Annotated in this window: 20 protein-coding genes; 12 read left to right on the top strand and 8 right to left on the bottom strand. The window is 39.7% G+C overall.

The window, feature by feature from the left end; translation table 11 throughout:
* Positions 1–114: 114 nt before the first annotated feature.
* A complete protein-coding gene (locus tag NU887_RS07125; protein WP_258422682.1) occupies positions 115–795 on the bottom strand; it encodes an aspartate/glutamate racemase family protein in 681 nt (226 codons plus the stop codon).
* 241 nt (positions 796–1036) lie between these two features.
* Between NU887_RS07125 and NU887_RS07120 the strand changes: the two genes are divergently transcribed.
* The 8 genes from NU887_RS07120 to lepB all read left to right on the top strand — a co-directional run bounded on the left by NU887_RS07120 (position 1037) and on the right by lepB (position 9555).
* Positions 1037–2659 carry a CTP synthase gene (locus NU887_RS07120; RefSeq protein ID WP_258422804.1) on the top strand — a complete coding sequence of 541 codons (1623 nt, stop codon included), beginning with the start codon at positions 1037–1039 and terminating at the stop codon, positions 2657–2659.
* Positions 2660–2761: 102 nt separating this feature from the next.
* On the top strand, positions 2762–4561 hold the full coding sequence (yidC, locus tag NU887_RS07115) for a membrane protein insertase YidC (protein ID WP_258422681.1): 1800 nt from the start codon (positions 2762–2764) through the stop codon (positions 4559–4561).
* 159 nt (positions 4562–4720) lie between these two features.
* Positions 4721–5404, top strand: a complete 684-nt coding sequence (locus tag NU887_RS07110; RefSeq protein ID WP_258422680.1) for a metal-dependent hydrolase — start codon at positions 4721–4723, stop codon at positions 5402–5404.
* 7 nt (positions 5405–5411) lie between these two features.
* Positions 5412–6191, top strand: coding sequence for a ParA family protein (locus NU887_RS07105; protein ID WP_258422679.1), 780 nt, complete (start codon positions 5412–5414; stop codon positions 6189–6191).
* A gap of 13 nt (positions 6192–6204) precedes the next feature.
* A complete protein-coding gene (locus tag NU887_RS07100; protein ID WP_258422678.1) occupies positions 6205–7122 on the top strand; it encodes a ParB/RepB/Spo0J family partition protein in 918 nt (305 codons plus the stop codon).
* Between the two features lie 51 nt (positions 7123–7173).
* Positions 7174–7740: a DUF5683 domain-containing protein gene (locus tag NU887_RS07095; RefSeq protein ID WP_258422677.1), complete on the top strand. Its 567-nt coding sequence runs from the start codon at positions 7174–7176 to the stop codon at positions 7738–7740.
* Between the two features lies 1 nt (position 7741).
* The gene (dapB, locus tag NU887_RS07090) at positions 7742–8464 is read left to right on the top strand and encodes a 4-hydroxy-tetrahydrodipicolinate reductase (RefSeq protein ID WP_258422676.1); all 723 of its coding nucleotides are present in this window, start codon (positions 7742–7744) and stop codon (positions 8462–8464) included.
* A 14-nt stretch (positions 8465–8478) separates the two neighbouring features.
* A complete protein-coding gene (gene lepB, locus NU887_RS07085) occupies positions 8479–9555 on the top strand; it encodes a signal peptidase I (RefSeq protein WP_258422675.1) in 1077 nt (358 codons plus the stop codon).
* A 64-nt stretch (positions 9556–9619) separates the two neighbouring features.
* On the opposite strand, the gene NU887_RS07080 is transcribed toward lepB, so the two are convergent.
* From NU887_RS07080 to NU887_RS07065, 4 genes are all read right to left on the bottom strand, one after another.
* Positions 9620–9856 (bottom strand): (2Fe-2S) ferredoxin domain-containing protein, encoded by a 237-nt coding sequence (locus NU887_RS07080; RefSeq protein WP_258422674.1) that lies wholly within the window; start codon positions 9854–9856, stop codon positions 9620–9622.
* Positions 9857–9923: 67 nt separating this feature from the next.
* Positions 9924–11174 (bottom strand): DUF819 family protein, encoded by a 1251-nt coding sequence (locus NU887_RS07075; RefSeq protein WP_258422673.1) that lies wholly within the window; start codon positions 11172–11174, stop codon positions 9924–9926.
* A gap of 47 nt (positions 11175–11221) precedes the next feature.
* Positions 11222–11854, bottom strand: coding sequence for an NUDIX hydrolase (locus NU887_RS07070; protein ID WP_258422672.1), 633 nt, complete (start codon positions 11852–11854; stop codon positions 11222–11224).
* The gene (locus NU887_RS07065; RefSeq protein ID WP_258422671.1) at positions 11841–12524 is read right to left on the bottom strand and encodes a bifunctional isocitrate dehydrogenase kinase/phosphatase; all 684 of its coding nucleotides are present in this window, start codon (positions 12522–12524) and stop codon (positions 11841–11843) included. Before NU887_RS07065 ends, NU887_RS07070 begins: the two co-directional genes overlap by 14 nt.
* A gap of 438 nt (positions 12525–12962) precedes the next feature.
* Between NU887_RS07065 and aceK the strand changes: the two genes are divergently transcribed.
* The 3 genes from aceK (at position 12963) to NU887_RS07050 (ending at position 17361) form a co-directional block, all read left to right on the top strand.
* Positions 12963–14690: a bifunctional isocitrate dehydrogenase kinase/phosphatase gene (gene aceK, locus NU887_RS07060; protein ID WP_258422670.1), complete on the top strand. Its 1728-nt coding sequence runs from the start codon at positions 12963–12965 to the stop codon at positions 14688–14690.
* Positions 14691–14822: 132 nt separating this feature from the next.
* Positions 14823–15920 (top strand): DUF6544 family protein, encoded by a 1098-nt coding sequence (locus NU887_RS07055; protein ID WP_258422669.1) that lies wholly within the window; start codon positions 14823–14825, stop codon positions 15918–15920.
* A 79-nt stretch (positions 15921–15999) separates the two neighbouring features.
* Positions 16000–17361: a DUF5723 family protein gene (locus NU887_RS07050; protein WP_258422668.1), complete on the top strand. Its 1362-nt coding sequence runs from the start codon at positions 16000–16002 to the stop codon at positions 17359–17361.
* A gap of 30 nt (positions 17362–17391) precedes the next feature.
* Here NU887_RS07050 and NU887_RS07045 read toward each other — a convergent pair whose 3' ends face one another.
* The 3 genes from NU887_RS07045 to rsmA form a co-directional block, all read right to left on the bottom strand.
* Entirely contained in the window at positions 17392–19299 is a 1908-nt protein-coding gene (locus NU887_RS07045) for a sialate O-acetylesterase (RefSeq protein ID WP_258422667.1), read from the bottom strand.
* A gap of 97 nt (positions 19300–19396) precedes the next feature.
* Positions 19397–20764, bottom strand: coding sequence for a magnesium transporter (mgtE, locus tag NU887_RS07040; RefSeq protein WP_258422666.1), 1368 nt, complete (start codon positions 20762–20764; stop codon positions 19397–19399).
* Positions 20752–21534, bottom strand: a complete 783-nt coding sequence (gene rsmA / locus NU887_RS07035; RefSeq protein ID WP_258422665.1) for a 16S rRNA (adenine(1518)-N(6)/adenine(1519)-N(6))-dimethyltransferase RsmA — start codon at positions 21532–21534, stop codon at positions 20752–20754. Before rsmA ends, mgtE begins: the two co-directional genes overlap by 13 nt.
* A 197-nt stretch (positions 21535–21731) precedes the next feature.
* On the opposite strand from rsmA, the gene pdxA reads away from it, so the two are divergent.
* Positions 21732–22760: a 4-hydroxythreonine-4-phosphate dehydrogenase PdxA gene (gene pdxA, locus NU887_RS07030; protein WP_258422664.1), complete on the top strand. Its 1029-nt coding sequence runs from the start codon at positions 21732–21734 to the stop codon at positions 22758–22760.
* The last annotated feature ends 15 nt before the right edge of the window (positions 22761–22775 follow it).

Raw genomic sequence — 22775 nt, 5'->3', positions numbered from 1 at the left:
ATTATTGGAAGGAGTGCTAAAAGGGATTATAAAGTTTGTGATTAAAAGGCCAATTATCTAATTCGCTCATTAAACTTCTGTAAAATGTGCTTAGAGATTTACCATCATTTTATTTTAGCTAAAAATAAAATCCACAGCTGCTTTAGCATGTAGTTGCGTAGTGGATATCAAATGAAAATCAGTCTCCTCCTGTTTGATCAACAAGGGTAATTCGGTACAACCCATAATCATTCCTTCTGCTCCTTTTTCTTGGAGAAGTCTCATTTGTTCCAAATAAAAAGCTTTGGCCTCATCGGTAAACTTTCCAAGTGTCAACTCCTTGGAGACGTAATAATGCGATTTGTCCAAGTATACAGCATCAGGAATAATGGTATCAATATCAAAATGGGTTTTGAGGTACTTTGGAATAAAATCACCTGTCATCGTTGGTTTGTTCCCCAACAGACCCAGCGTTTTCAAACCCTGTTTTTGGGCACGTTTACCGATCGCATCTGCGATGTGTAGAATCGGGACATTGATCTTTGGCTGGACAAAATCATAGACCATGTGAGGAGTATTGGCACAGATGACGATGCATTCTGCCCCGCCTGCCTCAAGTTTCTGAGCAGTCTGCAAGTAAGTTTTGTTGATCAGGTCTTTATCCTGTTCCCGCATCAGTTGGATATTTTGACTGTAGATCAACATAGGCGGGTTTTGGTCGTGACCCATCCTTTCACCGGCAAGTTCATTGATCAATCTGTAGTATTCGATGGTGGAGTGCCAGGAAGTCCCTCCAATCAGTCCGAGTAGTTTCATGATGGGAATTTAGTTTTTTTGTTTTGATAACTTTGTGATTAAAGCTACAATTCCTACAATAGCTTTTAAGATGGATTCAAAGAAGCCTGATTTGTTTTTGGCAAAAAAAAGAATCCCTGACTATAAAGCTCAAAACACTTCTTTATATTTTTCCTTTACTCACCTCACGTCCAAATCAAATTTTTCTCCTACCTTTGAATCCCATAAGAATCCAAACAATATTCTATATCCTACCCTTCTTATGGGCTCAACCACCAAATATATCTTTATCACCGGAGGCGTTACATCCTCACTTGGAAAAGGCATTATCGCCGCTTCTTTGGCCAAACTCTTGCAGGCTAGAGGCTTTAGTGCCACCATCCAAAAATTCGATCCTTACCTTAATATCGATCCCGGAACACTCAATCCATACGAACATGGTGAATGCTATGTCACAGAAGACGGTGCTGAAACCGACCTGGATTTAGGTCATTATGAGCGCTTTCTCAACACCCCAACTTCCCAAGCAAACAACATCACTACAGGAAGGATTTACAACAACGTCATCACCAAAGAGAGAAAAGGTGAATATTTGGGAAAAACCGTGCAGGTAATCCCTCATATCACAGATGAGATCAAAAGGAATTTTTTCAAACTTGGAGAAGAAGGCAAATATGATGTGGTGATTACCGAAATCGGTGGTTGCGTAGGTGATATTGAATCACTGCCGTTTATAGAAGCTGTCCGTCAGGCCAAATGGGATATCGGGGCTAACAATATACTTGTTGTGCACCTCACACTTATTCCATATCTCGCCGCAGCCAAAGAACTTAAAACAAAGCCCACCCAACATTCTGTCAAGCAATTGCTTGAAGCGGGGATTCAGCCCGACATCTTAGTCTGCAGAACAGAGCATCACTTGCCATTGGATGTCAAAAAGAAATTGGCCCTGTTTTGCAATGTTCAGCTAAACTGTGTGATTGAAGCCATGGATGCTGAGACCATCTATGATGTTCCTTTATTGATGAAAAAGGAAAAGCTTGATGAGCGCGTCATGAGCAAACTTAAACTGAGCTCAAAAGTAAATACCGACCTAGAACAGTGGAAGGACTTTTTGGGCAGGTTAAAAAACCCCACGCAGGAAGTCAACATAGGTCTGATAGGAAAATATGTATCCCTTCCTGATGCCTACAAATCTATCATTGAAGCCTTTGTTCATGCAGGTGCAGCCTGCGAATGCAAGGTAAATTTGACATTGATTTCATCTGAAGAATTACTTCCCGAAACAGTCGCCAAAAAGCTTGAACATCTGGACGGCATATTGGTAGCTCCGGGGTTTGGCGAAAGAGGACTTGAAGGAAAGATAGAAACTGTTAAATTTGCGCGCGAAAACAACCTTCCCTTTTTCGGGATTTGTTTGGGCATGCAGGTGGCTGTAATTGAATTTGCCAGAAATGTACTCGGACTCAAGGGTGCAAACAGTACAGAAATGGACCCAAATACCCCACATCCGGTGATCGGCCTGATGGAAGATCAAAAAAATGTGGAGCTGATGGGTGGAACCATGAGGCTTGGTTCTTATCCTTGCGAACTCAAAAAAGGAAGCAAGGCGGCCCAGGCCTACGGCAAAGCAAAGATTAGGGAAAGACACAGACACAGGTATGAGTTCAACAACAAATACCTGTCACAAATGGAAAAAATGGGTATGATTCCTTCCGGAATCAATCCTGAGACACAATTGGTTGAAATTATTGAGCTTAAAAACCACCCTTGGTTTTTGGGAACCCAGTTTCATCCCGAATATAAAAGCACAGTTTTGAATCCACATCCTTTGTTTGTGAAGTTCGTAACAGCTACTATTGCCAACAAAAAAACAAATATTTGAATACCAGCCTTATTAGAGAGATAGGTAACACAAAGTAAAAGGGAATTCCTCCTCAATACTTTCTGTTACCTTTAGTTTTCAAAAGGCATTTAAAGTAACTATATGGACAGAAACCAAGCGGCGGGCTTAATCTTATTTGCAGCAGTATTGCTGATTTATTCGATTTTCTTTGCTACCTCCCCCGAACCACTCCCTGAAGAGACAAATAATGTAACACAGAACGTCCAACAGGAACCTGCGGAAACCGATACCATAACAGAAGACATTATTCAGCCCGACAGTATTCAGGACCTGATCGCTCAGCGTCAATTTGGTGTTTTCGCTCCAATGACCAAAGGAACGCAGGAAGAAGTTGTCCTCGAAAATGACCAAATCGCAGTCACTTTCTCCACCAAGGGTGCAGAAATCACCAAAGTGGAACTGAAGGAATTCAAAACCTGGGATCAGAGACCATTGGTATTGTTGGACAATGAAAGTTCAGATTTAAGCTATTCAATTCAGACTGATAAAGGACCTTTAAGTTTAAATGAATTCTATTTCAACCCTACACTTTCATCAACTGAAGTGGAAGGAGTCCCTGTGTCAATCATCACTTTCATTACCAAAGCTGGAACCGGATCAATTACCAGAACCTATTCCTTGGCTGATGGGGGATTTGTTTTAGATAAATCTCTTGAATTTACCGGACTTTCCAACAGCTTAAAAGACACAACCATTTTAGTCAATTGGGATGCTAAGCTTATACGTCAGGAACAGGATATCGAGGAATCAAGGAGGAAAACCAACATCAATTTCTTTACTTCAGATTCAAGCCACGATTATTTGAGTACTACCTCAGAGGAAGATGATGCTGATGTCCAAGAACCATTAAAATGGGTAAGCTTTAGCCAGAGATTTTTTACCTCAGGGATCATTGCAGATAATAATTTCAGTTCGGCAAAGTTTAACCAACAAACCCCACAAGATACCCTCTCCATCAAAAATGTTCAGGCAGCAATGGTTTTACCATTAGACAACAACAAGGTTGAACTGAGCTATTATTTTGGACCAAACAGGTACAACACCCTGAAAAAAATCACACCGGGATTTGAGAATAACGTGGACATGGGATATTTCTTTGTCAGCTGGGTGAATAAGTACATTATTGTAAACCTTTTCCAGTTCCTTGAAAAGTACTTCTCCAATTACGGTATCATCATCATCATTATAGTCTTGATTATCAAAATTGCCCTTACACCGCTGACCTACAAGTCATATATCGGTATGGCAAAAATGAGGGTAATCAAACCAGAAATTGATGAACTGAAAGCAAAATATCCTGATGATCCTACCAAAATGCAGCAGGAACAGATGAAGCTCTTTGGGCAATTGGGTGTAAGTCCGATCTCAGGTTGTCTGCCTTTGGTCTTCCAAATGCCCTTCTTGTTTGCAATGTTCTTCTTCTTCCCAAATGCAATCGAACTTCGTCAGCAATCCTTCCTGTGGGCCCATGACTTGTCTACTTATGATTCAATTTTGAGGTTGCCCTTTACAATACCTTTCTATGGATCTCACGTGAGTTTGTTTACGATATTGATGACGGTTTCCCAAATAGCCTATACTCATTTCAACAACCAGCTCACTGCACAGACCGGACCGATGAAAAACCTCGGGTACATCATGCCTGTGGTATTCATGTTTGTCCTTAACTCATTCCCCGCGGCATTAAGTTTCTATTATTTTGTATCCAACATGGTAACCTTCGGACAACAAGCGCTGATCAAATTGTTTGTGGATGATGCCAAAATCAGAGAGAAAATTGAGCAGAACAAAGTGAAAAACGTGGACAAGAAAAAGTCAAAATTTCAGCAAAAGCTTGAAGATGCCATGAAAGCGGCAGACGCCAATAAGAAAAACAAATAACAAAAGGGACCCAAAAGGGTCTCTTTTCTTTTTATGTCTTTTCCTTTAAACCTCAGACTATTAACATTTTCAGATAGATACTGTGGATAACAATTCATTTCATCCAAAAATTTAAATGATATATTTGTAAATAGAGCTAATAAAATCATTCTCGCAACCATGATCGAACTGACCTATTTTGGACATTCATCCTATTTAGTAAAAATCAACGGAACGAAAATCCTTTTTGACCCCTTCATCAGCCCTAATCCGAAAGCATCAAAAATAGATGTCTCTTCCATCAAAGCGGATTATGTATTGCTCAGTCATGGACACGAAGACCATGTGGCAGATGCAGAATCCATCACCAAAGCCAATAATGCTATGTTGGTCTCCAATTATGAAATAGCTGTTTGGTTTGCTCAAAAGGGTGTAGAAAAACACCATCCTATGAATATAGGGGGAAGTAAAAAGTTTGATTTTGGAAAAGTAAAGTATGTGAATGCCATTCATAGCAGCACGCTCCCTGACGGTTCCTCAGGTGGTAATCCTGGAGGATTTGTGGTCAAGCATCAAGCAGGATGCTTTTATTATGCAGGTGATACAGCACTTACCTATGACATGAAGCTGATCGGGGAAGAATTTAAAATTGACTTCGCAATACTACCTATTGGGGACAATTTCACAATGGATATCCATGATGCCATCAAGGCCGCGGATTTTGTAGGCACAAAAAAAATTGTGGGAATGCATTACGATACCTTCCCCTACATTGAAATAGATTTGGAAGCTGCAAAAAAAGCAGTTTCAGAAGCAGGAAAAGAATTGATTTTGCTTAATATTGGTGACAGTATTACCCTCTAAAATATTTATGGGAAAAGTTATCGCAATTGCTAACCAAAAAGGGGGCGTAGGAAAAACCACTACTGCCATGAATCTGGCGGCAAGTCTCGCAGTTTTGGAATTCAAGACTTTGGTCATTGATGCGGATCCGCAGGCAAATACTACTTCGGGTCTTGGTCACGATCCAAAAGAAATAGACACAAGTATATATGAGTGCATGGTGGACGGGATAGACATCCACACCATCATCCTCAAAACTGAAATAGAAAATCTGGAATTGGTCCCTTCACACATCGATTTGGTCGGTGCTGAAGTAGAGATGATCAATCTCGAAAATAGGGAGGAGAAGATGAAATCTGTCATCCACCTAGTCAAAGACAAATATGATTTTGTAATCATAGATTGCTCACCTTCATTGGGATTGATCACGATCAATGCGCTTACAGCAGCCAACTCAGTGATTATCCCTGTGCAATGCGAATACTTTGCCTTGGAAGGTCTGGGCAAATTGCTGCATACCATCAAAATCATTCAGACCAGACTCAATCCTGAACTGGAAATAGAAGGAATTCTTCTCACCATGTATGATGTGAGGTTAAGACTTTCAAATCAGGTAGTAGAGGAAGTTAGAATGCATTTCAAAAACATGGTTTTTGAGACAATTATCCCTAGAAACGTCCGCCTGAGTGAATCCCCAAGCTTTGGGCTTCCTGTAATCGCCTTTGATGCAGAAGGAAAAGGAGCTGTTGCTTACCTCAACCTTGCCCATGAAATCGCTGTTAAAAACGGCAAGGAGAAAGTTAACTGATTGAAAGAATATTATGACTGATAAAAAACCTACACCAAAGAAAAGCGCACTGGGAAAAGGATTGGGAGCTTTGTTGCAGGATTCTCCGCAAAAAAACAAAAGTGAGTCCCTCATGCCTTCTTATCCGACGGCCGGGATTTTTGAGATTTCTCTTGATGAAATTCAGGTAAATCCATACCAGCCCAGAACGCACTTTGACAAGGATGCATTACAGGAATTAGCTGATTCCATCTTGACTCAAGGAATTATCCAGCCGATCACTGTCAGAAAACTGGATGAAAATGAATACCAGCTGATATCCGGAGAAAGGAGATTTCAGGCTTCAAAAATAGCCGGTCTGAAAAAAATCCCCGCTTATATCCGGACTGCCAATGACCAGCAAATGCTGGAAATGGCATTAATAGAAAATATCCAAAGAGAAAACCTCAATTCCTTGGAAATCGCACATTCTTACCAAAGACTTTTGGCAGAATGCAATCTGAAACAGGAAGAACTCGGCGAGCGTGTGGGTAAAAATAGGACTACGGTCAACAACTACCTGAGATTACTCAAATTGCCACCTGATATTCAGGCTGGATTGAGAGACAATAAAATCTCCATGGGACATGCAAGGGCTCTGATCAATGTGGAAAGTATCGACAGACAGCTTGCCATATTCAAAAAAGCAATTCAAGAAGAATTGAGTGTGCGTCAGGTCGAAGCCCTCGTAAAATCAATCAATGGGGATCGCGAGGAAAAGGAAAACAAGAAAGAGTCTCCATTAGATCCTGTAAGGAAATATGAAATCACTAAAATCCAGCAAAGACTTGCGAGTCATTTTGGAACAAAAGTGAACCTAAAGTCGGATGCAAAAAACAAAGGAGAAATAAAAATACCCTTTCATTCAACCGAAGACCTCAACAGAATTCTGGAAATTTTGGAGATTATCTGAATCTTGGAAAAGTTTACCACAAACTGGCGTTTGAAAACAACATCTAAAGCAATGATAAGCCTAATTATCATTGCTGTTTTTGTTTTATTACCGATAAGCGAAGTTGCCTCCCAAATCCAGATTGTTGCTCCGGATACCGTAAAGGTTGATTATTCCAATTCTGCCATAAAAAACCCAAAAACTGCCACCCTCCTTTCTGCGATGCTTCCGGGAGCCGGACAGGTTTATAATGGAAAGCCATGGAAAGTGCCGATCATCTATGCGGGTTTTGCCGCCAATATCTATTTTATAGATTTCAACAATAGGCGTTATGAACTCTTCAAAGAAGCGCTTGCCATCTTTGATGAAGATCCAAAGGACCCTGAACAGCCTTTCCCAAGTCTTAACCGTGACGGATTAGTACGGAATGTCAATTACTGGAAGCGGAACCGGGATTTGAATTACTTCCTGTTTATTGGTATTTATGCACTCAATATCATTGACGCCAATGTAGATGCACATTTATCCGCATTTGATGTGAGTGATGACCTGACTTTCCGTTTTGAACCGAGCTATGAATCAATGAGTGCAGGAGGTGGCAATGTCATGGGACTATCATTAAAAATTAATTTCTATTGAAATGAACATTATTTTATTAGGTTATGGCAAAATGGGAAAAATCATCGGAGAAATCGCCGAATCCCGTGGTCACCATATCATTGGAAAAATCAATATTGAAAACAGACAGGACTTGGATTTGGTAGAAATTTCCACAGTAGATGTTGCCATAGAATTCAGCTCACCGGAATCAGCCCTTGAAAATATAAGTTGGGCGATTGAGCGTGGTATTCCTGTCGTCTCAGGCACAACAGGATGGCTTGATAAAAAACCGATGGTCGAACAGTTGACTTTGCAGTATAATTCAGCTTTCTTCTACGCCTCCAATTACAGTATCGGAGTCAATGTTTTCTTTAAGTTAAACCGGTTTTTAGCTTCATTGATGAAAGACCAACCGGAGTATAAAGTGAGTATGGAAGAAATCCACCATACTGAAAAAAAAGATGCACCAAGCGGTACTGCAATCACACTAGCAGAGGGGATTATCAAAGAAGTTCCTCGCATTGAAAACTGGACGCTTTCGGGAGAATTGAACGAAAATGAACAAACTTTATCAATAACCTCAAAGCGGATCGATCCTGCTCCGGGAACCCATATCGTAAGGTATCAGTCTGATATTGATGATATTGAAATCACCCACACTGCCCATAGTCGCAAAGGATTTGCACTTGGTGCGGTTTTAGTGGCGGAATGGATAAAAAATAAAAAAGGCGTATTATCAATGGACGAATTCCTATCTTTCTGAAATTTTAAACTATAATGACTGAAGTAAAAAAGAAAAAATCTGCAACTCGTGAATGGGCAGATGCACTGGTCTTTGCAGTAATTGCTGCAAGCTTAATCCGTTGGCTCCTCCTTGAGCCATTTACTATTCCCACAGCATCTATGGAGAAATCCCTGCTGGTTGGCGATTTTCTTTTTGTGAGCAAAATGCACTATGGAACAAGGATTCCAAGAACTCCTTTGCAGGTTCCTTTGACACACCAAAAAATCTGGGGAACTGAAGCCAAATCTTATGTGGATTGGATCAAATTACCCTATTACAGGCTTCCCGGTTTTTCTGATGTCAAAAGAAATGACGTGGTAGTATTCAATTATCCTTCTGAATTTGAATATCCTGTCGATCTCAAAACAAATTATATCAAAAGGGCGGTGGCTGTCCCCGGAGATATCCTTGAAATCAGAAAAACACAGATTTATGTAAATGGTGAGCCTAGCTCCAATCCTGAGAAAATGCAGTTTTCTTACGATGTGATGTCGGATAGAAACCTTACTCCTGAGTTTTTTGATGAGTATGGCATCAATCAGGACAGTTACATGCCATTCTCAAATGGTTCGGGATATATGGTCATGGCTACTGCAGAATCCATTGAAAGACTTAAAAGTTCGCCTGCTGTCGGTTCGATCACTATGAGACAGGACAGAGAAGAATATGGAGACCCGAGAATTTTCCCTGATGGTGTTTATTTCGGTTGGAATAAAGACAATTGGGGTCCATTGGAAATACCCGGAGAAGGTTGGACCATTGAGATGACAAAAGAAAACATTGCAAAATATTCTTATACCATCGAGAAATTTGAAGGGCACGGAGATGTAAAAATTCAGGACAATGAATTGTATATCGATGGCCAAAAGGTCACTTCCTACACTTTCAAACAGAATTATTACTTCATGATGGGGGACAACAGACATGATTCACTTGATTCAAGGTATTGGGGATTTGTCCCTGAAGACCACATTGTAGGCAAGGCTTGGTTTTTATGGCTATCCCTTGACAAGCACAAGTCGATGTTTAACAAGATACGTTGGAGTAGATTCCTAAACGGAATCGACTAAAACAAAAAAGCCGGGATTTGAATCCCGGCTTTTTTTAATTGCCAACTTTCGTCTAAAAATATTTTTAAGATAATTTCTTTTTTATTGCACCCAAATCTGACTTTTTGACCACTTCATTATTGACGACCACTACAGGAGCAGATTTACAAAAATCCATGCACTTTGTTTTGATAATTTTGTACTTTCCTTTATGGTCTTCAGACTTTACAAGGTCCTTAATTTCATGTTGGAGTTTTTTACAGCCTTCCTTTTTACAGTCCGACCCATTACATACAAAAATAAATTTACGGTAGATAGCCATCTATTCGGGTTTAAACAGGATTATAAAGTTACGCGTATTTGGGCTAGACAGTTTTATTTTTACAAAATTAGCCATGGACCCACTGCATCAACAAACCGCTGAGGTAAGCACCGTATGTTCCCAAAGCATAGCCCAAAACAGCCATCAAAACGCCCACCGGAGCCAAAGATGGATTGAATGCCGAAGCGACGATTGGTGCAGAGGCAGCACCACCGATATTAGCCTGTGAACCGACAGCTACATAAAAGAAAGGCGCTTTGATCAGGAAAGCAACCACAAGCATGATCGTGATATGAAAAAGTATCCAGATAATCCCGATCAAAAACAATATGGGATTGTCAAAAATAGCCATCAGGTCCATTTGCATGCCGATGGTCGCCACCAAAACATAGAGAAGCACAGAACCCAATCGGGATGCTCCCGCCCCCTCAAGTTCTCTTGCTTTGGTAAAAGACATCATCAGACCTCCGGTAGTGGCAATGACCACTATCCAAAAAAATGTAGAATCTAAGGAATATTGACTTAATTGAGGGTAATTTTCTCCAATAAAAGGTGCAACAATATCTGCAATCCAATGAGAAAAACCCGTTATAGAAAATCCAATACCCAAAATGAGCATGGTATCAGAAAGCGTTGGTATTTTCAATATCCCGGCTCTATATTTTTCTACCTTATGCTGTAACTCAATAATTGCCGAACTGTCAGCTTTGAATATGATGTCAATTTTCCCAGGCTTTGCAGCCCAAAAAAGCAATACTGCCATCCAAAGATTGGCTACCAATACATCCACCGCAATCATTTGACTGAATAGAGAGGGACTTGCTCCAAAAACCTCCAACATTGCAGTCTGATTGGCACCTCCGCCTATCCAGCTTCCGGCGATCGTTGACAAACCTCTCCATACTTCATCAGGCCCTACGCCATTAAATATCTCAGGATAAATACCAGACACTACCAACAATGCAAAAGGTCCACCCAAAACAATTCCTATTGTCCCAGCTACAAACATCACCAAGGCCTTGGGCCCAAGTTTTAAGATTCCTTTGAAATCAATACTCAGGGTCAACAAAACCAATGATGCCGGAAGTAAATACCTTGATGCTACTTTATACAAACCTGATGATTCACCTGAAATAATCCCGAATGAATTGAAAAGTGCAGGGATGAAATAACACAAAAGGACAGAGGGAACAATTCTATAAAATTTAACCCAAAATGGTGATTTACTGGAGGAAGTCGAAAATACCAAAGCCAGTATGGTCATCAATAATCCAAATACAACGGCATCATTACTGATCAATGGACTGCTTTCTTGCATGCTTGTAAAATGTTAGACATACAACAATACCACAAATAGGAGAAACTTCAAAACCTGGAATTTTCCCATAAATATGTGAATTCACCCAACATCATGGCTGTTGCACCCCATACTACCTCATTGTCAATATCAAAATAGGGGGTTTCAAATCTTGACCCTGAACTGCCCACTACTTGGGTAAGTTTTCTGATTTCTTTGTCTACAAGTACAGGAAAAGGACAGCTAATAATTCTTTCCACTTCTATGGGATCAGGAATAAAATCCGGCTTTTCGGAGATAAAACCAATAAATGGTGTAACCAAGAAATTGCTTGGCGGAATATATACATCGCTAAGTTTTCCCAGCAAAGTCACTTTTTCAGCATAAACTCCTATTTCCTCTTCGGCTTCTCTCAATGCAGTGACGCTCAAATCTCCATCCTCAGGTTCCCATTTTCCTCCAGGAAATGCTATTTGTCCGCTGTGTACTCCCGGATATTCCGGCCTTTTGATAAAAGGAACAAAACTGCTGTCGGAATCAGGAAAAAAAAGCATCAGAACTGCTCCCTTTCGGTGGTCATCCCTGATTGAAAATCTCTCTTCATTGACCCCTCCCGGTAACATCCGGAGCTGCCCTACCCTACCCGGCAATGGGTCTTTCAACAGCTTTTCTAATTTTCTAACAACTTTAATTAGCTCCATTTGAAAAATCGATGTTTTGGAGCTTTTTGGTAAGGTATCCGTTCTTTGGATAATTGGAGGTATAAAGCGGATGTTTAAATGTCAGGTATTTGTGATCATTGGGCATAATAATCCAAATCTTGGGAGTAATTCCTCCCTCCTCTTCAAAAAATCCTGCGACCATCAAATGGTCCGGACTGACCCAAATGGCATCTTCAAAGCCACCTGAAGGCCCCATAAACATCAATCTTTCTCTCATCCCATTTGATTTGAAATAAATGACTTCAGAATCAGGATTGAATGAAACCTGGGCTTCTTCCGGACGGACCACTTTATAACTATAAATATCAACCACACCATGACCTTCAGGATTAGGGACAAGGTATCTATAGAGCGGATGGTCCTGTTTTATAAAATTATCCTCGGGCCATTCCAAAGGTTCATAGGTAATTTCCCTTCCTATTTGAAATCCGGAAACATCAAAAGTCGGTACTTGGGATTTCCAATAACCTGTCCAATTATCCAGCTGTTGAAGTCCTGATGCCAAAAGTTGGTTGATCTCCTCTTCCTCAGAAACAGACGACACTTCCTCCGTTTTTTCTGTCTTTTCTTTTTGAAATGAGCAAGAAGCAAAGAAAACCAAGAAGCCAAGAGAAAATCTATTGAGAAGGGATTTGGAAAACCGTCGCATCTATTGATAGGATAAGGAATACGAATGAAATATAAAAACCTCAAAAATCAAAAAAGGTCGGAACATTGTCCCAACCTTTTTTATCTCTCAAACCTATTAAACCTATTGTAGATATTCATTGAATGAATAACGTGCTTGAAAGGTAAATAATGTTTTTATATTGTCCAAACAATCGATTGCGAAAATTATATTTTGTGCTTCTCAAAATCTTAAAACAGACATTTTTTACAGCTTTTTGGATCAGATTTCTTACCTTATAACATGTTGAAATACTTAAAAATAACCTCATCCAACAGAAATTTTTATACTTTTTAATCAGCTTTATATTTTGTGAAAAAAAACCAAAATCAATTTTTTTCACAAGGACATAAAAAAAACCTTGTTATATTCTCGATTTATAAAAAGTCAAAACCAAAAAAGGTCATTTGAGCTATTTCTATGAGTGAACAATTAATAGGTAAGACCGCACAATTCCTCCTCGCAGGATTTGAAACCTACATAAGGGATTTCAATGAATTGACGGATTTGACGCCAATCTTTTTCAAAATAAGGGATTGGAAAGCTCTTCAGCAAAACCATCGAAAAAGGCTTCGACTTTACAAAGATCAGGTAAATACTACCCGCCAGAATTTGAATGAAATTCTCTTGGAAAATACCAACAGTTTTGATTTTTGGAAAACGGCAAAGGCTCATTATTCTTTGCTGATTTCGAACAAAAAGGATAAAGAATTGGCAGAAACTTACTTTAATTCTGTAATCCGAAAATCTTATTCAGGACTTGTCATAAATGAAGACCTGATGTTTGTCCATGAAGGTTATAATTCTTGTGCCATTTATCCAAATGACAACCTTTATCATAGCTATCCTTCGGATTGGGGATTGGACAGGATCATCCAAAAGATCCTTGAAGATTTCGATTTTGGTGTTCCTTATATGAACAAGGAAGAAGATATTAAATTTTTGATCAAATCTGTGAAAGATGTGATTTTGACCAGGTATATTCCCACTTCTGACAGCACAACCCAAGTTCTGAAATCTGTTTTTTATAGAAACAAAGGTGCATATGTCATTGGTAGAATCAGGTTTGGGGGAAAATGGATGCCATTCATCATCCCTTTTCTCAACGGACCAAAAGGTGTGTTTGCCGATACCATGATATTTGACCCAAACCTGATGTCAGGACTTTTCAGTTTTTCCCGGTCCTATTTTATGGTAAAAACAGACATTCCGTCTCAAATGATCTCCTTTCTGAATGCCGTGATTCCAAACAAAAAAATCCATGAACTTTACAACGCCATAGGATTCAACAAACACGGGAAAACAGAATTTTACCGGGATTTCTTGAATCACCTGAGTCAAAGTCAAGACAATTTTGTCCTTTCAGAAGGAGTCAAAGGTATGGTTATGACTGTTTTCACCCTTCCCTCCTACAATGTCGTTTTCAAGATGATCAAGGATTATTTTGACCCACCCAAAACCATGACGCGACAGGAAGTCCGAGAAAAATACAAGATGGTCGGACTTCATGACCGGGTTGGAAGAATGGCGGATACGCATGAATTTGAAGAATTTCATTTGCCTCTAAATAGAATTGATCCTTTGTTGTTGGAAGAACTCCGCAGTACTGTCAATTCTTTGCTATATACCACTTCTGATGAACTCATCCTCAGGCATGTTTACATCGAAAGGAGGATGACTCCCCTAAACATCTACCTTGACACCTGTTCCACCGAAGATGCCAAACAAGCTGTGGAAGAATATGGCAATTCAATTCTCGAAATGGCCAAAGCAAATATTTTTCCCGGGGATATGATGACCAAAAATTTTGGGGTCACGAGACAAAAAAGAGTGATTTTCTATGATTATGATGAAATCGAATTTTTGACTGACATGAACTTCAGGGAAAAACCAAAACCTGAGACTTTCGAGCAGATTTATGCATCTACACCTTGGTATAACATTGCGCCAAACGATGTTTTTCCCCAAGACTTCAAGCGCTTTATGATCGGAAGAAAAGATGTCAAAAACTATTTTTTCGATTACCATACAGATCTTTTTAATCCCGAAAACTGGAAAAAAATCCAAGAAAAAATCATTTCCGGATCGGGCATACACGCATTTTCTTACCCTCAAAAAATCCGCTTCAGGCCGGATGAGGAAATATAAAATCATTTTCAACCATAGAAAAGTCTTTAGACAAAATCCATTTTCAATGTAAAATCACCTGAAAACCTGACATCTGTCAGGGAATTTTAATTCGGTCTGGATTACATTTGATTATCAAAAATCCAGAAAGCCATGAAAATCTTATTCATGATTATCCTTCTGATTCACGGCCTAATTCACTTACTTGGGTTTTTGAAAGCGTTCCTTCTCGCTGAACTTAACGAAATCACCGACCCCGTATCCAAACCGTTGGGATTACTATGGCTATCAGCAGCTTTGATAATGGTCATTTCAGGTGTATTTATCTTCCTCAAAAATCCACTTTGGTGGCTATTTGCGATCATAGGCGTCCTGATATCCCAGGTGCTGATTATTCTTTTTTGGAAAGACTCTCTTTATGGAACCTTTCCCAATATTCTGATTCTATCAATATCGCTGATTGCTTGGGCAAATTATGATTTTGACAAAAAAACCCAGTCTGAAGTTTCTTCTATTTTGGAAAAAGTACCAAAAGAAATACCACCAATAATTACTATTGAAGATATTTCTCCCCTACCTGAACCGATCCAAAAATGGCTTAAAGTTTCGGGTATTATTGGAAAACCAGCTATCCAAAGTGTCTACATGACACAAAAATACCAGATCAAGCTAAAGCCAGAACAAAAAAATTGGTATCCGGCATTTGCAGAACAATATACGACAGTAATCGATCCTGCATTTATATGGCAGGCAGAGATTAAGATGATGCCTGTGATCAGTGCATTTGGTAGAGATAAGTTTATAAATGGAGAGGGAGAGATGGATTTTAAGCTTTTGTCAGTTTTTTCTGTGGCTAATGATGGGCCAAATCCCCAAATCAATGAGGCTGCTTTGCAGCGCTTTTTGGGAGAAATGGTATGGTATCCTTCAGCTGCTTTAAGTAATTATGTTGTATGGAAAGATTTGGGTTCACAAACAGCAAAGGCCACAATGACTTTAAAAAGCCTTTCAGGATCCGGAATTTTCACCTTTGATGAAGTGGGCCATGTTAGGAGTTTTTCAGCCCTAAGATATCAGGGTAGTGGTCCTGATGCCAAAAGATCCGAATGGACAGTAAATATCACCTCAACAAAAGAATTTGAGGGGATTATGGTGCCTTCTTCCGGTGAAGTTACCTGGAAATTAGAATCAGGGGATTGGACTTGGGCAAGGTTCGAAATAGAAGATTATATTTTGAATCCTGAAGATTAGAATTTCCGATTTTCCAATTTGTAAAAATTCCTATGCATATCATTTTAATCTTTAATTTGCGAGAGTTTATCCAGATAATATGAATAAAGCGCTACTACTTCTTTTAATTACTTTTTTGATCCCAACAGCTGTAATGGCTCAGTTTCCTTACGTCGGAATCCAAAACAGCCAAAGAAAAGGGATAATCAGTGCGATGATGAATCCTGCTGAAATGAACAATTTGTCTAGGGCGGTGGAAGTGCAGTTTTTTGCAGGAAATGCGGCCTTTGGAAATAACGTACTCACTTTTTCGGAAACACTGGAATACAGCAATGACCTTTGGAACAAAATGATGGAAAGGGCGGATCAGCCTGTCAATGGAAATACTGACGGATCGGTAATCATTCCTTCCTTTGGAATGAAGACAGGAAAATGGTCTTTTGGTCTTATTTCCCAAGTGCAGAGTAGGGCCACCATCTTGAATCTCAATCCTGAATTAGGAAGGTATGTAACTGAAAATGAAGTGAATTTCGATTTAATCCGCCTTGCGATAAACAATCCTAACAATCAAAGGGCCAACACCGCGACATGGTTTGAATCGGGTATAGTAGTCGGTAGAGAAATCTGGAACAGCCCAAAAAGCAAATTATCGGTGGGTACAAATTTCAAATTACTCTTCCCTACAGGATATACCAATATCGGGGTGGGAAATTTGAGGGGTACTTTGGTAGTGGATCAAAGTGAAGTCAGCTTGACTAATGCTGAAGGTATCATTAATTTTTCTTATAATGAATCTGTCGTGGATACAAGAAATTTTAATATAGATTACAATAACCTGTCATTTGGAAATTTGAATGGGTTTGGATTTGACATTGGGTTCAATTATCAATTGAAAAATAACAAAGGAGTATGGTTGAATACCGGTATGGCATTTAGAAATATCGGTAAGTTAACTTTCGGAGGTGGTCAAAACAATCAGACCTTCAGAATGTCCATCCCTGAAGGAGAATCATTCCGGATAGACCTTTTAGAACCGGATTTAAAAGCAATAGAAAGGGATTTTTTGGAAAGTGGCTATTTTTCCAGAGAATCCAATCAGGATGGTTTTGTAGTAGGACTACCTACGGTATGGGCTGCAAATGCAGATTTGAAATTAACGGATAAGTTTTTTGTAAGCCTTTATGGACAGACATTCATTCAAAACAAAAACAATAACCTTCAGATTCCGGCCATCAACCTTATAGCCCTGACTCCCAGTGCAATTTTTGGAAAATTTGAAGTTTATTCTTCTTGGGGATATTACGACATTACTGGATTTACAGGCGGACTTGGATTCCGGTATGGCGGATTCTTTATAGGTTCGCAATCCGTGATGACGGCTTTAATAAATCAGTCAAAAAAAGCCGACATACAGATCGGCTTAAGTTGGGGCTTTGGAAAGAAAACTTCAGGAAATTTTTAAGTTATCAATCCTTTCGAAGTCTTCAGGAATTTACTGAATCTTTTGTCTAAAAGGCACTGCAGGCAAGTCGAGACTATTGTATAAATTGACTTCGGGATTGTCGGCCCAAGCATACCTGATTTCGGTCGGGTTTTTGATTGCGGCATTATACACCTCTACCTGGTTTGGACCAATGATATTTCCTTTTGCCGATTCAAAATCCCCATCTTCCCCTTTAAGAATAAAGCCCAATACTTCAGTTCCTGAAGTCAATTTCAAACTATCCCCAACAAAATCAAAAGTGATGATTACTTTGTCACCTTTCTTTTCGGCTTTGGAAACAGTAGGACCTGCATGAACTACTTCTTCTTCATAAGCCACTTTTTTGGCAGCCTGCCACAGTCTATGACCCACATCTTTTTTGTTTCTGGGATGGATATCTCCAGCATTCCCCACATCGATGGTAACAGCCATTCCAGTGTTTGGCAGTTCTAAAATTTGGGTTTGAGCCTCTCTCAAAAATGCCCAATCAGAATCCGGCTGAACATCCTTCCTTTCCATAAAATTGGCTAATTGAACAAATAGAAAAGGAAAATCACCGATTCCCCAGGCTTCTCTCCAGTTTTGAATCATTGTGCCAAATAACTGTTTGTAGTATTGATGTTCTCCGGCATTACTTTCTCCCTGATACCAAATCACACCCTTTATTGGATATTTCACAATAGGAGCAATCATGGCGTTATACATCATCCCAGGAAGCCAATTGTACCATTCTACCTTTGGTATTTCCTCCTCCACTTTATTGTTATATTTCCACTCTCCCTCAAGGGATATTTTCTTCCCTCGTGATTTGATAAAAAACTCACCGCTTTTGCCCAAAACAGGTGAATTGTTCCAAGTATTGACGATCCTCACAACCAATAAATTTTCTCCTTTGACTAGCATTCCGGCTGGGAGAGTAAATTCCTTTACCGCATCTCCATAATCTTTTACTAAGAGTCTGCCACCATTGAGGTAGATATAGGCCATTTGTTGGATATCACCAAGGTTTAAAGTGATATTTTCGGTTTCTGTCAAAGTGAACTTCTTTCGAAACCAAGCTATGTCAGAGAAAGGATTGTCTCTGGGAAGGTTAACAGTCTGCCAATCGCTGTCATCGAAATTGGTATTGACGACTCCTTTGATTTCACCGTTTTGTGGGGCAGCGACAAGTTCATTTCTTTTTAATTCCCTAAGCTTGTTATCGATTACTTCTTGGATCCAATATTCTTTTCTTTCTTCGACATCTTTTGCTTTTTCAGAATACGGCGGGAAATCAATCAATTTGCTCGAGGCCGTCCAACCTTCTGCGGGTGTTCCGCCCCAATTGCTTTCAATGATCCCGATCGGAACTCCTTTTTCAAGATGATTTCTCTTTGCAAAAAACCAAGCTACAGCGGAAAAATTGAGGATATTGTCCGCATTAGCCATTCTCCATTCCCCTCCTCTGACATCATTTTTTTTGACGGCATCATAATCATGGGGGATTTTGAAAAATCGGATCAGGGAATAATCACTGTCTGCAATTTCTTCCTGAAGCCCTTCCACCTGTGCACTCATCACCCACTCCATATTGGACTGGCCACCGGCTACCCACACATCACCGACCTGCACATCCCGGATTTTTTTTCCGTTAACATCTAGTTCGAATGGTCCTGAGGCAGGCATGGGATCGAATTCTACCATCCAAAAACCCGCATCGTCAATCTCCGTTTCCTTTTCCTGATTATTGAATTTGGCAAGCACTCTTTTGCCGGGAGTGCCGTCCCCCCAAACTCTTATGGGTTGATTTCTTTGTAAAACCATGTGGTCAGCAAAAAACTTAGGCATATATACTTCTGTCAAAGGTTCGTTAGATTGACAGGAAAAAGTTGCCACAGCAAATAAAATGAGCGTGGTTTTGAAAATCGAATTTAACATAGATACAGGTTATTTTGGGTACGGACGAAATTATTTATTCAGCGAAATTGTGTCAAGAAAATTTGTAAAAACCTTGAAATTCTTGACCAAAATCCGTTTATAACTTTAACAAAAGCATCGCCACACCAAAATAAACCGATAGACCTAAGAGGTCATTGGCAGTAGTGATAAATGGACCAGAAGCAATGGCCGGATTGATTCCAAACCTATCCAAAACCAAAGGAGTGACGGTCCCCATAAAAGACGAAAGCAAAACAACACAAAACATTGCAAGGCCAATCGTAAATCCAAAAATACTTTCAAAACCATATATGAAAACAACAACCAAAAACACAAAAGTAGCCAAAACAACGCCATTGACTAAAGCAATCAACAATCCTTTGATAAAACGCTGCCATGGAGTATCATCAAAAACAGATTTGGATGCCAAAGACTGCACGACCAATGAGGAAGACTGGATACCGACATTTCCTCCCGTAGCCGCCACCAAGGGGATAAAGGAAGCCAATGCAATATATTTGCTGAGGCCGACTTCAAAAAACCCGATGATCTTTGCTCCCATTAATCCTCCGATAACCCCGATCAACAGCCATGGCAAACGTGCTTTAGAAATCCTAAAGATGGAATCCGATTCCTCCACATCTGCCGAGATACCTGTCATAGCCTGTATGTCCTCTTCAGATTGCTCTCTTATCAAATCCAAAATATCATCCACTGTAATCCTGCCGACAAGCCGGTTTTTTGCATTTACCACAGGAACTGATTCAAGGTCATATTTTCTCATAATTTCAGCAACTTCCTCCCCCTCCATATGGGTAGGGATGGAAATCAATTCCGGCTCATAGATATCAGAAATTTTGGTATCTGAAGAAGCAAGGATGATCTTTTTAAGTGAAACCCTACCCAAAAGATGTTGCCTGTTGTCCACCACATAAATGGAATAGATTTTCTCTACTTTTTCAGCCTGCCTTCTGATTTCTTCTATAGTCTGGACTACATTCCAGTTTTTGTTTGCCCTAATAAATTCTTTGGCCATCAGACCACCAGCTGAATCTTCATCATAGCGAAGGAGGTCCAGAATATTGGCCGATTTCTCTTTTTCTTGTAGGTGACTGATGACATCTTCCCTGTCCTTTGTAGGCATTAGGATAAGGATATCGGCGGCATCATCAGATTCCATTTGATCGATCAAACCTGCCAATTCGGTAGTTTCCAATTCTCGGATTACCTGAATCAAAGAATCTTCATCCAACTCTATCAAAATATCAGCTGCAGTAGTTGCCGGAAGTAACCTCAAAACATAGATCGCCTCATCCATATTGAGTTCATCCAATAAGGAGGCGATATCCGCTACATTAGCCCCTTCAAAGGACTCAATGATGAAACTGTTGTTTTGGATTTCAATACTGTCCTGAAGGCTTTCCAGATATTCTTTGGAAAGTTCAAATGATTTTATTGGTTCCAAGATTCCTGTATTTTAAGCGTTAAACCGATAAATTCCTGCACATCCAACTGCTCTGCCCTTTTGTCCATGATGGGATCTTTGCTAAGTTCCTCAGAAATGCCTAAAGATTTTAGACAATTTCTCAATGTCTTTCTCCTTGTTCCAAAACCTTGCTTCACGACCCTGAAAAACAGTTTTTCATCACACTCCAATTTGTTCACCTGATTTCTTTTCAATCTGATCACCCCTGAATTTACTCTTGGTGGAGGATTGAATACCCCGGGAGGTACCGAAAACAAATATTCAATATCATAAAACGCCTGCAACAAAACGGATAAAATCCCATAATCTTTGTTTCCTTTTGGAGAAGCTATCCTTTGGGCCACTTCTTTTTGCAACATACAAACTACCTCTGTCACTTGATTTCTTTGGTCCAATACATTGAAAAGTATCTGTGAGGAAATGTTATATGGAAAGTTCCCGATAATAGCATAAGGGTCCCGCATAAGTGACGCAAAATCCTTTCTCAAAAAATCAGCTTCAATGATCTTTTCACCAAGATCAGGATACTTCTCTCTTAGGTATTTGATCGATTCCCTGTCGATGTCGACAAGGTAAAGGTCCCATTTCTCCTTTAAAAGGAAATCAGTCAGCACCCCCATTCCAGGTCCAATCTCAAGGACTTTGGTGATGGCTCCATGACCCGTAATGGCCTTGGCAATATTCTCGGCAATTCCCAAATCTATCAGGAAATGCTGTCCAAGGTGTTTTTTGGGTTTGACCTTTTCCATGCGGTATACTCTAATTATTTTATCTAAATTGCGTGTCAAAAATAAGAGAATTATCACAAAGCCCTACTATTATTTAAAAAGGCATTGCGGTGCTTTTTCTCACTTTGGAAGTATTCATTTTCTCCAAAAAAAGGAAATCCCGGAGTTTTGAACACAATAAATCTAAATCAATAACCATCAGTAGTCGATAAATTTTAATGAACCAAAGAAAAAACAAACCGGTCATTGGCATCAGTATCGGAGACATTAACGGGGTAGGTGCTGAAGTCACTATCAAAGCACTTTTAGACAACAGACTGATCAAACTGGTCACTCCCGTGATTTATGCCCATGGCAAAGCGCTTACTTTTTACAGAAAACATCTCGGTATAGAGGATTTTAACTTTATGCAGATAAAAAGCATTGATGAAGTCCACCACAAAAAAATCAATGTCATCAATGTCTTAGAGGAAAGTCCTGAGGTATTACCCGGAATGGAAACCAACGAAGCTGGAAAACTTGCACTTGCAGCCCTTGACCATGCCATTAAAGACCTAAAGGACAATAAAATTGAGGCTTTGGTCACTGCACCTTTGAATAAAAACAACATCAACAGTCCCGAAAAGAAGTTTGTTGGACATACTGAATATTTGACTGAAGCTTTTGGAAGTAAAGACAGCCTTATGTTTTTGGTAGCCGAAGGGATTCGGGTAGGTTTGGTGACCGGACATATTCCCCTAAAGGATGTATCCAAGAACGTCACTCCCGAAAAAATAAAATCCAAGCTTAATATCATGATGAAATCCCTAAAGGATGACTTCGGAATAGCAAAGCCAAAAATTGCCGTATTGGGTCTTAATCCACATGCAGGAGAAGATGGACTCTTGGGTGATGAGGAAGAAAACATAATCAAGCCCCTGATTAAAGAATACAAAGACAAAGGTCATTTGGTTTTTGGCCCATATTCAGCAGATGGTTTTTTTGGAATGATGCACCAAAAGAAATTTGATGGAATTCTAGCCATGTATCACGATCAAGGCCTTATACCGTTCAAATCACAGGCATTTGAAACAGGGGTGAATTTTACGGCTGGTCTTCCTGTAATCCGAACATCACCAGACCACGGCACAGCTTACAATATTGCAGGAAAAAATGTTGCTGATGAGGGTTCCATGAGGGCAGCAATTTTACAGGCCTATGATATCATCAGACACAATGGAAACTGGGAGGAAGAAGGAGAATTGTAACAGTTTGAAAAAGAA

Origin of the sequence: Aquiflexum gelatinilyticum (assembly GCF_024741135.1) — a bacterium.
Lineage (GTDB): Bacteria > Bacteroidota > Bacteroidia > Cytophagales > Cyclobacteriaceae > Cognataquiflexum > Cognataquiflexum gelatinilyticum.
The sequence above is the reverse complement of the archived record's forward strand: the minus strand, read 5'-3'. Positions and strand labels throughout refer to the sequence as shown.